Origin of the sequence: Cupriavidus taiwanensis, from assembly GCF_900249755.1 — a bacterium.
In the GTDB taxonomy this organism is placed as follows: domain Bacteria; phylum Pseudomonadota; class Gammaproteobacteria; order Burkholderiales; family Burkholderiaceae; genus Cupriavidus; species Cupriavidus taiwanensis_D.
In genome coordinates, this window is the sequence record NZ_LT976853.1 from 3313672 (window position 1) to 3325933 (window position 12262).

Consider the following 12262-nt stretch of genomic DNA (forward strand, 5'->3'; position numbering starts at 1 on the left):
CCCGCCGCATGCGTGTCTAACCTAGTCATTGTTAGGGGATCTCCCATGATCATCGACACCAGCTGTTATCCGACGAACCTGGTGGACCTGGCCTGGCGCCACGACGGCGACCCGTTCACCGGCGAGCGCCTGATCCAGATGATGGACGGCCCATTCACCATCAACGGCAAGCCGCGCCGCATCGACAAGGCCTTTATCCAGCCGCCGCAGGGCAACACCATCTACACCTACACCGACGGCGTGAAGTCGGGCAGCGAATCGATCGACGCGTACATGGCGTACACGGTCGAGATGGTGCAGAAGTACCCCGACCGCTTTATCGGCTGCTTCGTCTACAACCCGCGCTGCGGCGTGCAGAACGGCGTCAACGCGATCGAGCACTACGTGAAGAAGCTGGGCTTCAAGATGGTCCAGTTCCAGGCCAACATGCACGCCTACCGGCCGGACCGCGCGCTGGACTGGCTGCGCCCGGCGCTGCAGAAGTGCGCCGAGCTGGGCGTGCTGGTCAAGCTGCATACCGGCGACGGCCCTTACAGCATCCCGACCGAATGGGTGCCGATGATGAAGGAGTTCCCGACGGTGAACTTCATCATGGCCCACTTCGGCGTGCAGACCGGCGGCGTGTACTGCTTCGAGCCGTTCCAGATGGCCATGGACATGCCCAACGTGTACTGCGAATCGGGCTGGTGCCTGCAGTCGCGCATCGTCGAGTTCGCCAAGGTGCTGCCCAGGCACAAGATCCTGTTCGGTTCCGACACCCCGCCCAACGAGCCCGGCATGTGGCTGCGCCTGCTGGAAGTGCTGTGCTTCGAGCCGCCGCAGGGCCTGAACCTGGATGAAGACACGCTCGAGGACTACCTCGGCAACAACGTCGCCCGGATGATCGGCCTGGAGCCGACGCCGGTGCCGCGCACGCTGGAAGAAGCGAAGGCGCGCCTGGCCGCTTAAGCCCAGCGCCCACGACAACGGACTCCGGAGCACCCGACATGATTATCGACACCCACCTGCACCCGACCAACCTCGTCGACGAAGCCTGGCGCCACACCGGCGAGCCCTTCAACGGCGAGCGCATGCTCAAGATGATGGACGGCCCCTACATGATCAACGGCAAGCCGCGCCGCATCGACATGGGCTTTATCCAGCCGCCGCCGGGCAACACCGGCTACCGCGACGGCAACCGCCGCGGCCGCGAAGGCATCCGCGACTACATGGCGTATATCGCGGAGCTCTGCCAGAAGTACCCCGACCGCTTTATCGGCAACTTCACCTTCAACCCGCGCTGGGGCCCGGAAGAAGGCGCGCAGGAGCTGGAATTCCACGTCAAGGAGTACGGCTTCAAGATGCTGAAGCTGCATGCCAACATGCACGGCTACCGGCCCGACCGCGCGCTCGACTGGCTGCGCCCGGCGATGAAGGTCTGCGCCAAGTACAACGTGGTGGTGCTGATCCACACCGGCGACGGCCCGTACACGATCCCGACCATGTTCTACCCGATCATCCGCGAATTCCCGATGGTCAATTTCATCATCGGGCATTTCGGCATCCAGACCGGCGGCAACTACTCGTTCGAGGCGTTCTGGATGGCGATGGACACGCCCAACGTGTACTGCGAATCGGGCTGGTGCTTCCAGTCGCGCATCGTCGAGTTCGCGCGCCAGCTGCCGCGCGACAAGATCGTGTTCGGCACCGACACCCCGCCCAACGAGCCCGGCATGTGGCTGCGCGAGCTGGAAATGCTGTGCGGCCCCGCGCCGCAGGGCATGGACCTGGACGAGGACGGGCTGGAGGACTACATGGGCAACAACATCGCCCGGCTGGTCGGCATCGAGCCCACCGCGCCGCCCAAAACGCAGGAAGAAGCGCTGGCGCGGCTGAAGGATACCTACGCCAGCACGCGCTGACGCGTAGTCGCTCGCCGCTAGCTGTTCGGCAGGCAGGCACGGCACGGCGGCCGGGAGCATTCCCGGCCGCCGGGGCAGCCTTCGCCCTGGCCCACCCTGACCTCAGGAGCCGATCCATGAACTCACCCTCAGCGCCCTTCGCCGCGGCGACGCCGGCGCGCCAGCCCTTCCACGACACCTCGCAGGACTTCCACCAGTTCCTGTCCGCCTACCGCGAGGCCTTTCCCGAAGACGTATTGCATATCCGCGAGCCGGTCGGCGCCGACCAGGACCCGACCGCGCTGGTGTGGGCGCTGGCCGCGCAAGGGCGCCATCCGGCCCTGCTGTTCGATCACGTCGAAGGGCTGGGCACGTCGCTGGCCACCAACCTCTTTGCCTCGCGCGAGCGCATCGGGCGCATGCTGGGCGTGCCACCCGCCGGCATCCATGCCGAGTACCAGGCCCGCAGCCGCCGCATGGTGGCGCCGCGCGTGCTGGACCGCGGCGCGGTTACCGGCCAGGTTGAGACGCAACACATCGACCTGCGCACGATCCCGGCGATCAAACACTTCGCCACCGACCGCGGCCCCTACATCACCAACGCGATCCTGATCGCGGAAGACCCGGACACCGGCGTCGGCAACGCCAGCTACCACCGTTCGATGCTGCACTCGCCTACCGAGATCGCCACCAGCCTGCATTCGCGCGGACACCTGTGGCGCATGCAGCAGCGCGCCGCCGAACTGCGCCGGCCGCTGCCGGTGGCGATGGTGATCGGCGCGCACCCGCTGTTCATGCTGGCCGGCGCGGCGCGGCTGCCGTTCGGCGTCGACGAGCGCCACGTTGCCGGCGGCCTGTTCGGCGCGCCGCTGGAAGTGGTACGCACGCCGCGCCACGGCATCCTGGTGCCGGCGCATGCCGAGATCGTGCTCGAGGGCGTGATCGATCCCGAGGCGCGCGTCGACGAAGGCCCGTTCGGCGAGTTCACCGGCTACTCGTCGGACCGTTCGACCAACAACCTGCTGCGCGTGCAGAGCGTGATGCGCCGCACCGATGCATGGCTGGTCGACGTGGTCGGCGGCAACTCGGCCGAGCACCTGAACCTGGGCCGCATCCCGCGCGAGTCCGAGATGGTGGAGAAGCTGCGGGAGCGCTTTCCCGGCGTCACCGCCGTGCACTACCCCAGCTCCGGCACGCACTTCCACGCCTACGTGGCGCTGCGCCAGAGCCGCCCCGGCGAGGCGCGCCAGGTGATGCTGGGCCTGCTCGGCTGGGACCCGTACCTGAAGACGGTGGTCGCGGTGGATGAGGACGTCGACATCACGCGCGACGAGGAAGTGCTGTGGGCCATGGCCACGCACCTGCAGCCGCACCTGGATGTGGTGGTGGTCGATGGGCTGCCCGGCAGTGCGCTGGATCCGTCGGCGTCGGGTGTGGGGACGACGTCGCGGATGGGGCTGGATGCGACGCGTGGGCCGAATTTTGATGGGGTGAGGGCGTGTATTGATGCAGCCGCAATGGAGCGAGCTGCTGCGTTGCTGGCAAGGATGGACCGGCCTCGCGCGGCAGTGCCGTAAGAACCTGCCGGTTTGCTCCCCTCTCCCACGCCAGTGGGAGAGGGGCGGGGGTGAGGGCGGGCGTTACCACGAAGTCGCACGCCTCATGCCTGGCACGCGCTGGCCCTCACCCCCGGCCCCTCTCCCGCGCGCGGGAGACGGGAGCAAACAAGCGGTAGTTACAGGTAGTCCCTTAGGGAAACACCCCTACCCCCGGCCGATTCATCGACCAACCCGATCGATAAATCCCTCCGGAGCATTGTTCCTGACCGCCCCCGCTGGCATGCTGGTTTCATACAACAGGACAGGCGCGGGCATGCAAAGGATGGCACTGACCATCCGCACACGAATCGCCGGCGACCTTCGGGCGACACCGACGCAACCGAGCGCGACCGGCGTGGTACCGACCAAAGGAGACAAGCATGACCCCGACCCAGCCTGCGCATGCGGCCACGCCCGTGCATCCCGTTGACGAAGTATTGCCCCCGCCCCGCCTGCTGGCCCTTGGCCTGCAGCATGTGCTGGTGATGTACGCCGGCGCCATTGCCGTGCCGATGATCATCGGCGGCGCGCTCAAGCTGCCCAAGGACCAGGTGGCCTTCCTGATCGCCGCCGACCTGTTCTGCTGCGGGCTGGTGACGATGATCCAGAGCATCGGCATCTGGAAGGTCGGTATCCGCCTGCCGGTGATGATGGGCGTCACCTTCACCGCGATCGCGCCGATCATCGCCACCGGCTCCAATCCGTCGCTGGGGCTGCCGGCGGTGTTCGGCGCGGTGATGGTGGCGGGCATCTTCACCTACTTCGCCGCGCCCTATGTCGGCAAGATGGTGCGCTGGTTCCCGCCGGTGGTGACCGGCACCGTGGTGCTGGTGATCGGGGTCTCGCTGATGCGGGTCGGGATCAACTGGGCGGCGGGCGGCAACCCGACCATCAACACCGCGGCCGGTCCCGTGCCCAATCCCAGCTTCGGCCTGCCGGTGAATATCGCCATCGCCACCGCGGTGCTGTGCACGGTGCTGGCGCTGGTGGCCTTTGCGCGCGGCTTCCTGTGCAACGTGGCGGTGCTGATCGGCATTGCGGTGGGCTTCGTGATCGCGCTGGCGCTGGGCAAGGTCAACTTCGACGGCCTGCACAACGCGCACTGGGTCGAGTTCATCACGCCCTTCCACTTCGGCTGGCCCACCTTCGACGCCATGACCGCGGTCACGCTGTGCGTGGTGATGATCGTGATCATGATCGAGGGCGTAGGGCAGTTCCTGGCGCTGGGCGAGATCGTGGGGCGCCCGGTGGGCTCCGAGGACCTGGCGCGCGGCCTGCGCGCCGACGGCGTCGGAGCGCTGGTGGGGGCGGTGTTCAACACCTTCACCTACACCTCGTACGCGCAGAACGTGGGGCTGGTGCAGGTCACCGGCGTGCGCAGCCGCTGGGTCTGCGCCACCGCCGGCGGCATCCTGATCGTGCTGGGCTGCCTGCCCAAGCTGGCTTTCTTCGCGGCGTCGATCCCGCAGTACGTGCTGGGCGGCGCCGCGCTGGTGATGTTCGGCATGGTGGCGGCCACCGGCGTGCGCATCCTCGGCCATGTGGACTTTGTCGAGAACAAGAAGAACGCCTATATCGTCGCCGTCAGCGTGGCGCTGGGCATGATCCCGCTGGTGTCGGACAAGTTCTTCGCGCAGATGCCGGAGCTGCTGGCCAAGTTTTGCCAGAACGGCATCCTGCTCGGCACGCTGGCCGCGGTACTGCTGAACCTGCTGTTCAACGCCCGCTCGCCGGCCCCCCAGCCCCACGGGCTGGCGAAGGAGCCGGCATGACGTAGTCAGACCGCGTCGGCGAGCTTGGCGCGATAGCGCATCAGCAGGTCGCGGAACGCCTGCGCCGGCGGCGACAGCGACCGGTCCGCGTGCACCAGCAGCGAGATCTCGCGGTGGATCACCGGATCGGTCGGCATCACCGTGGCCAGCCCCAGCGCCGCGGTCAGCCGCGTGACCGCCGCGCTCATCACCGCGATGCCCAGCCCCGCCTCGACCATGCCCACCATGGTCAGCGGCAGGAACACCTCGTGCACCCGCTGCAGCGTGATGCCGCGCGCGGCCAGCGCGGTGTCCAGGCAATCGCGGATCGGGTTGCCCTTGTGCGGCCCGATCACCGGCAGCCCGGCCACGTCTTCCCAGCGCAGCGTCTTGCGCCGCCGCAGCGGATGGTGCGCCGGCATCACGATGACGAAGGCATCGGACATCAGCCGGTGCGCGCTCAGGTCGGGCTGGCCCTCGGGGATGGTGCCGATGCCGAAGTCGACCTCGCCCGAGCTGACCATCTTGGTCACCTCGTGCTCGGACACATCGTGCAGTTCCACCTTCACGCCGGGATGGCTGACGCAGAACTCGCGGATCACGCGCGGCAGCATCAGCGCCGCCTGGATCGACGACGCCGCGATCGACACGCGCCCGCGCCCGAGCGTGCGCAGCTCGCTGGAGTTCTCGATCACGCTGTCGATATCGGCCACCGCCTTCTTCACCAGCGGCAGCAGCTCCGCGCCCGCCTGCGTGATGTGCAGCTGGCGCGTGTGGCGATCGAACAGCTTCAGGCCGAGGTTGCCTTCCAGCTCGTGGATCAGCGCACTGACCGACGACTGCGACAGGTCCAGCTTCTCGGCTGCGCGGGTGAAGTGGCGCTCCTGCGCCACGGCGATGAACGCGCGCAGCTGGCGCAGCGACACGTTCATGTTGCTCAGGTTGGGCACGTTGTCTACCTCCGGGATGTCGGGGTGCGCGCTTGCTTAGCCAGGTTGGCCGGCGCGTCTGATTCAGAGGGTAACACGATCAATTAATCCGTTTCCGGGCCTTTACCGATGAAGTCCATCCGCCCATGATGACTTCAACGGTGCGCGCCATAACGCCCACTCGCGACAGGCCGCCGCCGATGGCACAGACCAGGAGGAGCAATGAGAGCGTTTGAATATTTCGAACCGGCAACGCTGGCCGAAGCCTCGGCCATGCTGCACCGGTGCGGCGGCAAGGCCAGCGTGCTGGCCGGCGGCACCGACCTGCTGGTGCAGATCAAGGAGTCCGTGCGCAAGCCCGAGCAGGTGATCAACATCAAGAAGATCCCGGGCATGGACGTGCTGACGTTCGACCCCGTCAACGGCCTGCGCATCGGCGCGCTGGTGACCACGCGCGCGGTGGAGACGTCGGGCTTCGTGCAGCGCCACTACGCCAGCCTGGCGAAAGCCGTGACGGACTTCGCCTCGATCCAGGTGCGCCATCGCGCCACCGTGGTCGGCAATGTATGCCGCGCGTCGCCGTCTGCGGATTCGATCGCGCCGCTGGTGGCGGACGGCGCCTCGGTGCACCTGTACGGCATGTCCGGCTCGCGCGAGCTGCGCGTGGAGGACTTCGTCACCGGCGTCGGCAAGACCGCGATCGCGCCGGACGAGATCGTCACCCGCATCACCGTGCCGGCGCCGCGCCCCAACACCGGCAAGGTGTATCTGAAGCATGGCCGCCGCGTGCAGATGGAACTGGCCACGGTCGGCGTGGCGGTATCGCTGACGGTCGAGAACGGCCACTGCGCCGACGTCGGCATCGTGCTCGCCGCGGTCGGCCCGACCCCGGTGCGCGCCGCGCGTGCCGAGCAGGTGCTGCGCGGCCGGCGCGTCACCGATGCCTTGGTCCTGCAGGCCGCGCACGCCGCCATGGACGAGGCCCGTCCGATCAGCGATGTGCGCGCCAGCGAAGCCTACCGGCGGCAGATGGTCAGCGTGCTGACCCGCCGCGCCCTGGAACAAGCCCTGGAGGCTGCATCATGCGAAAAATGATCGAACTCGTCATCAACGGCGAACCGCGCGAACTGGCGGTGGAAGCGCACGGCACGCTGCTCGACGCGCTGCGCCACGACGCCGGCCTGACCGGCACCAAGAAGGGCTGCGACGTGGGCGAATGCGGCTCGTGCACCGTCATCATCGACGGCAAGCCGATGAATTCCTGCCTGGTGCTGGCGCCCGAAGCGCACGGCTGCCACATCACCACCATCGAAGGCGTGCAGCCCGCGCCCGATACCGTGCATCCGCTGCAGGAGCAGTTCATGCGCTGCGGCGCCGCGCAGTGCGGCTTCTGCACGCCCGGCTTCGTGGTGATGGCCAAGGCCTTGCTGGATGAGAACCCGCATCCCACGCGCGACGAGATCCGCTTTGCCATTGCCGGCAATATCTGCCGCTGCACCGGCTACACCAAGATCATCGAGGCCATCGAGCAGACCGCCGCGGCCATGGACCCGGCCGGGTGCGCACACCGCACCCGCGCCAGCGAGGAGGCATGATGACCCACGCCGTGATCGGACACAGCGTCAAGCGCACCGACCTGCTCGACAAGGTCACCGGCAACGCCAGGTACGTTGCCGACATGCCCTTCCCCGGCCTGCTGTTTGGCAAGATCAAGCGCAGCAATGTCGCCCACGCGAAAATCCGCCGCATCGACACGTCGCGCGCGCTGGCCCTGCCCGGCGTCAAGGCCGTGCTGACGCACCAGAACGTGCCGCGCGTGCTGCACGCCGGCTCGCCGCACCCGCGCTCCGCTTCGGTGACCTGCGACCAGTACATCCTGGACGACAAGGTGCGCTACTGGGGCGAAGGCGTCGCCGCGGTGGCCGCGATCAGCGAGGAGATTGCCGAGCGTGCGCTCGAACTGATCGAGGTCGAATACGAAACGCTGCCCGCCGTCTTCACCACCGAAGACGCCGAGCGCTCCGACGCGCCGCGCATCCACGACCGCGAGCCCGGCGGCAACCTGGTGCTGCCGCCGGTGATCGTGCGGCGCGGCGACGTCGAAGCCGGCTTTGCCGAAGCCGACTTCATCCTCGAAGGGATCTACGAAGGCGGCCGCCCCACCCCCGCCTACATGGAGCCCAACGTGCTCACGTGCAGCTGGGACGGCAACGGCAACCTGACGGTGTGGATCTCCACCCAGACCGCGTTCATGGTGCGCGGCATCATGGCCGAGGTGCTGGGCCTGCCGCTGCACAAGGTGCGCGTGCTGGTCGACCACATGGGCGGCGGCTTCGGCGCCAAGCAGGACCTGTTCCAGCATGAGTTCCTGTGCGCGCTGCTGGCGCGCGAGACGCGCCGGCCGGTGCGCATGGAGTACACGCGCGAGGAAACCTTCCTCGGCGGCCGCACGCGCCATCCGGCCAGGATCTGGCTCAAGCAGGGCTTCCGCAACGACGGCACCATCACCGCGCGCCAGGCCAAGGTAGTGTTCAACTCGGGCGCGTACGGATCGCATGGTCCTGGCGTGACCAACGTCGGCACCGCCGCGCTGGTGTCGCTGTACCGCTGTGACAACGTGCTGCTCGAAGGGCGCTGCGTCTACACCAACAGCCCCATCGCCGGCGCGTTCCGCGGCTATGGCGTGGTGCAGACCTACTACGCGCTCGACGTGCAGTTGGACGAGGCCGCCGCGCACCTGGGCATGGACCCCGCCGCGCTGAAGCTGAAGAACGCGGTGCGCGAAGGCGATATCGCGCCGTCCAACCATCCGCTGATCGGGTACGGCCTGGAAGCCTGCATCGAAAAGGGCATGGCGTTGCTCGACTGGCCCGCGCTGCGGCGCCGCCCGCGCGACACCAGCGGCCCGGTCCGCACCGGCTGGGGCCTGGGCTGCGAGATGCACGGCAGCAGCGCCTATCCCGGCATCAAGGAACAGGGCAACGCCATCATCAAGATGAACGAGGATGGAACGGTGGTACTGCTGACCGGCGCCGCCGGGCTGGGCACCGGCGCGCATACCGCGCTGGCGCAAATCGTCGCGGAAGAGCTGACCTTGCCGTTCGAAGCGGTATCGGTCGTGCATGGCGACACTGACGTGGTGCCCTGGGACATCGGCGCCTTTGCCAGCCACACCACCTACATGGTCGGCAAGGCTGCGCAGATGGCGGCCGGCGAGATCAAGCGCCAGCTGTTCGAGCGCGCCGCCAGGCTGATGGAGTGCGAGCCCCAGGCGCTGACGCTCACCGCCGGCGTGATCGCCGTGCGCGACCGCGACGGCCCCACGCTGACGGTGCGCGAGGCGGTGATGCCGCGCAAGGGCATTCCCGCCGCGCAGTTGGTCGGTACCGCCACCTACCACCCGACCAAGTCATATTCGTTCGCGGCGCATTTCGTCGAGGTGGCGGTCGATACCGAAACCGGCTTCATCACCGTGCAGCAGGTGGTGCCTGTGCATGACGTCGGCAAGGTGATCCACCCGGTGGCTGCAGCGGGCCAGATCGAAGGCGGCATCCAGCAGGGCATCGGCCACACGCTGTATGAGGACTACCAGATCGACATGCGCACCGGCCGCTCGCTCAACGCCAACTTCGTCGACTACAAGATGCCGCTCGCGATGGATATGCCGGAGATCCGCACCGTGATCCTCGAAGCCGCGCCCGATCCCGGCGGACCGTTCGGCGCCAAGGGCGTGGGCGAAGACCCGATCGTCGCGATCGGGCCGGCGATTGCCAATGCGGTGTTCGATGCCATCGGCGTGCGCTTCCGCCATTACCCGATCAAGCCGGAGCAAGTGCTGCAGGCACTGGCGGAGAAAGCCGCGCAGGAAGGCGCCGCCTCATGACCCGCAAGCAACGGCTGGTGGTCGCCATCACCGGCGCCAGCGGCGCGGTCTACGGCGTGCGCGTGCTGCAGGCACTGGCGGCGCTGGACGGCTGGGAGACCCACCTGGTCTGCTCGCCGTCCGGCCTGCTGACCGCGCACCACGAGCTGGGCCTGCAGCGCCCGCAGATCGAGGCCATGGCCAGCGTGGTGCACAACGTGCGCGATATCGGCGCGACCATCGCCAGCGGCTCGTTCCGCTGCGACGGCATGGTGGTGGCGCCGTGCTCGATGCGCACGCTGGCCGCCATCGCCACCGGGCTGGCCGACAACCTGGTCACGCGCGCCGCCGACGTGATGCTCAAGGAGCGCCGCCGGCTGGTGCTGCTGGCGCGCGAGACGCCCTTCCACCTGGTGCACCTGCGCAACATGACCACGGTGACCGAGATGGGCGCGATCGTGCTGCCGCCGGTGCCGGCGTTCTACACGCATCCGCAGTCGGTGGACGACATCGTCAACCACACCGTGGGGCGCGTGCTGGACCTGTTCGACGTGCCGCACGACGGGCTGGTGACACGCTGGCAAGGCTTGCGCCCCAACGTCGCCACCGCCTGACAAGACAGTTTTCGCCTCGCGACAGCGGGGAACGCAGTACCCAACCGGTAGAAACCAGGAGACAACATGAACGCACCTGCCGTCGCACAACAGCCGCCCGTCCCGGTCACCATCCTTACCGGCTTCCTTGGCTCGGGCAAGACGACGCTGCTCAACCACATCCTGACGCAGAAGCACGGCCACCGCATCGCCGTGATCGAGAACGAGTTCGGCGAGGTCGATGTCGATTCTGACCTGGTGATGACCTCGGACGAAGAGATCTACCAGATGACCAACGGCTGCATCTGCTGCGTGGTCGACGTGCGCACGGACCTGGTGCGCATCCTGCAGAAGCTGCTGGAGCAGCCCGAGCGCTTCGACCATATCCTGGTTGAGACCAGCGGCCTGGCCGACCCCACGCCGGTGGCGGCCACCTTCTTCATGGACAACGAAGTCGCCAGGCAGGTCACGCTGGACGGCATCCTGACGCTGGTGGACGCGGTGCATATCGAGAGCCACCTCGACGACCCGCAGCTGACCGGCTTCGACAACCAGGCGGTCGACCAGATCGTGGCGGCGGACCGCGTGATCCTCAACAAGACCGACCTGGTCGACGCCGCGCAGCTCGACCGGCTGGAGGCACGCATCCACCGGCTGAACGAAGGCGCGCAGATCCTGCGCTCCAACTTCGCGCAGGTGGACCTGGGCAAGATCCTCGGCATCGGCGGCTTCACGACGGGCACCATCCCGGCCGACGCGCACGATGACCATCACGATCACGCGCACGACCATGACCATCACGACCACGTCTGCGACGAGCACTGCGACCACGCGCACGATGACGACGCGCACGGCCACCGCCACGATCCGTCGGTCACTTCCGTATCGCTGGTGTTCGACCAGCCGTTCGACCGCCAGCGGCTGGAGCACGGCCTGAAGGCACTGCTGGCCGCGCAGGGCGACGATGTGTTCCGGATGAAGGGCATCGTCGCGGTGGAGGGCGATGACCGCCGCTACGTGCTACAGGCGGTGCACCGGCTGATGGACTTCCATCCCGCCGAAGCGTGGGGCGCGGAACCCGCGCAAAGCAAGTTCGTGTTCATCGGCCGCAACCTCGACAGGCAGCGGCTGCAGACGCTGCTGAAGGTGTGCCTGCCCGTGGCCCAGGCAGCCTGATTCCGTGCTGACCCGCAGCAGGGGCTGACCGGGTTGCCGTCAGTCGTCCTGCTGCGCTGCCGCGCGCAACGTCTGCGACGGCAGTTCGCCAAACTCGCGCCGGTACTCGCGCGAGAACAGGCTCAGGTGGGTAAAGCCGTGCCGCAGCGCAATCGCGCCCACCATGCCCTTCTGTCGCCGCGCCCGTTGCAGGTCGGCACGCGCGCCATGCAGCCGCAGCAGCCGCAGGTACTCCATCGGCGTGGTGTTCTTGCTCTTGCGAAAGCCCAGCTGCAGCGTGCGCGCCGACACGCCGCAATGCGCGGCGATCTGCTCCAGCGTCAGCGGCTGGTCCAGGTTGGCGCGCAGGTAGGCAATGGCGTGGCGCACGCAGTCCGGCAGCACCGCCTCGAAGCGGCGCGGCAGCATATTGCCGTCCGCGGCAAAGCGGTCGAGCAGCAGCGTCGACAGCACGATGCGTTCGATGCTGGCAT

11 protein-coding genes are annotated in these 12262 nt (G+C 67.8%); 9 read left to right on the forward strand and 2 right to left on the reverse strand.

Features of this window, described 5'->3' with window-relative positions; all coding sequences use genetic code 11:
• The first annotated feature begins 45 nt into the window (after nt 1-45).
• The 4 genes from CBM2594_RS15165 (at nt 46) to CBM2594_RS15180 (ending at nt 5250) form a co-directional block, all read left to right on the forward strand.
• Nucleotides 46-948 carry an amidohydrolase family protein gene (locus CBM2594_RS15165; protein WP_116357546.1) on the forward strand — a complete coding sequence of 301 codons (903 nt, stop codon included), beginning with the start codon at nt 46-48 and terminating at the stop codon, nt 946-948.
• Nucleotides 949-986: 38 nt separating this feature from the next.
• The gene (locus CBM2594_RS15170; RefSeq protein WP_116357547.1) at nt 987-1901 is read left to right on the forward strand and encodes an amidohydrolase family protein; all 915 of its coding nucleotides are present in this window, start codon (nt 987-989) and stop codon (nt 1899-1901) included.
• Nucleotides 1902-2017: 116 nt separating this feature from the next.
• Nucleotides 2018-3457 (forward strand): UbiD family decarboxylase, encoded by a 1440-nt coding sequence (locus CBM2594_RS15175; protein ID WP_116357548.1) that lies wholly within the window; start codon nt 2018-2020, stop codon nt 3455-3457.
• A 401-nt stretch (nt 3458-3858) separates the two neighbouring features.
• Complete coding sequence (locus CBM2594_RS15180; protein WP_116357549.1) at nt 3859-5250, forward strand: nucleobase:cation symporter-2 family protein; 1392 nt, start codon at nt 3859-3861, stop codon at nt 5248-5250.
• Between the two features lie 5 nt (nt 5251-5255).
• Here CBM2594_RS15180 and CBM2594_RS15185 read toward each other — a convergent pair whose 3' ends face one another.
• Nucleotides 5256-6161, reverse strand: coding sequence for a LysR substrate-binding domain-containing protein (locus tag CBM2594_RS15185; protein WP_116357803.1), 906 nt, complete (start codon nt 6159-6161; stop codon nt 5256-5258).
• A gap of 219 nt (nt 6162-6380) precedes the next feature.
• Here CBM2594_RS15185 and CBM2594_RS15190 point away from each other — a divergent pair, with 219 nt between their 5' ends.
• The 5 genes from CBM2594_RS15190 (at nt 6381) to CBM2594_RS15210 (ending at nt 11789) form a co-directional block, all read left to right on the forward strand.
• Nucleotides 6381-7253 carry an FAD binding domain-containing protein gene (locus CBM2594_RS15190; protein WP_116357550.1) on the forward strand — a complete coding sequence of 291 codons (873 nt, stop codon included), beginning with the start codon at nt 6381-6383 and terminating at the stop codon, nt 7251-7253.
• Nucleotides 7241-7753, forward strand: a complete 513-nt coding sequence (locus CBM2594_RS15195) for a (2Fe-2S)-binding protein (RefSeq protein WP_116357551.1) — start codon at nt 7241-7243, stop codon at nt 7751-7753. Before CBM2594_RS15190 ends, CBM2594_RS15195 begins: the two co-directional genes overlap by 13 nt.
• The gene (locus CBM2594_RS15200) at nt 7753-10041 is read left to right on the forward strand and encodes a xanthine dehydrogenase family protein molybdopterin-binding subunit (RefSeq protein WP_116357552.1); all 2289 of its coding nucleotides are present in this window, start codon (nt 7753-7755) and stop codon (nt 10039-10041) included. Before CBM2594_RS15195 ends, CBM2594_RS15200 begins: the two co-directional genes overlap by 1 nt.
• A complete protein-coding gene (locus tag CBM2594_RS15205) occupies nt 10038-10634 on the forward strand; it encodes a UbiX family flavin prenyltransferase (RefSeq protein ID WP_116357553.1) in 597 nt (198 codons plus the stop codon). The genes CBM2594_RS15200 and CBM2594_RS15205 overlap by 4 nt, the downstream gene beginning before the upstream one ends.
• Nucleotides 10635-10700: 66 nt before the next feature.
• Nucleotides 10701-11789, forward strand: a complete 1089-nt coding sequence (locus CBM2594_RS15210; RefSeq protein WP_116357554.1) for a CobW family GTP-binding protein — start codon at nt 10701-10703, stop codon at nt 11787-11789.
• A gap of 39 nt (nt 11790-11828) precedes the next feature.
• On the opposite strand, the gene CBM2594_RS15215 is transcribed toward CBM2594_RS15210, so the two are convergent.
• The coding region (locus CBM2594_RS15215; protein WP_147310424.1) for a helix-turn-helix domain-containing protein at nt 11829-12262 on the reverse strand (434 nt) is incomplete at its 5' end.

What these genes read in the sequence shown, in the direction of transcription:
- CBM2594_RS15165 (WP_116357546.1), top strand. Translation starts at nt 46, where the DNA reads ATGATCATCGACACCAGCTGTTATCCGACGAACCTGGTGGACCTGGCC.
- CBM2594_RS15170 (WP_116357547.1), top strand. Translation starts at nt 987, where the DNA reads ATGATTATCGACACCCACCTGCACCCGACCAACCTCGTCGACGAAGCC.
- CBM2594_RS15175 (WP_116357548.1), top strand. Translation starts at nt 2,018, where the DNA reads ATGAACTCACCCTCAGCGCCCTTCGCCGCGGCGACGCCGGCGCGCCAG.
- CBM2594_RS15180 (WP_116357549.1), top strand. Translation starts at nt 3,859, where the DNA reads ATGACCCCGACCCAGCCTGCGCATGCGGCCACGCCCGTGCATCCCGTT.
- CBM2594_RS15185 (WP_116357803.1), bottom strand. Translation starts at nt 6,161, where the DNA reads ATGAACGTGTCGCTGCGCCAGCTGCGCGCGTTCATCGCCGTGGCGCAG.
- CBM2594_RS15190 (WP_116357550.1), top strand. Translation starts at nt 6,381, where the DNA reads ATGAGAGCGTTTGAATATTTCGAACCGGCAACGCTGGCCGAAGCCTCG.
- CBM2594_RS15195 (WP_116357551.1), top strand. Translation starts at nt 7,241, where the DNA reads ATGCGAAAAATGATCGAACTCGTCATCAACGGCGAACCGCGCGAACTG.
- CBM2594_RS15200 (WP_116357552.1), top strand. Translation starts at nt 7,753, where the DNA reads ATGACCCACGCCGTGATCGGACACAGCGTCAAGCGCACCGACCTGCTC.
- CBM2594_RS15205 (WP_116357553.1), top strand. Translation starts at nt 10,038, where the DNA reads ATGACCCGCAAGCAACGGCTGGTGGTCGCCATCACCGGCGCCAGCGGC.
- CBM2594_RS15210 (WP_116357554.1), top strand. Translation starts at nt 10,701, where the DNA reads ATGAACGCACCTGCCGTCGCACAACAGCCGCCCGTCCCGGTCACCATC.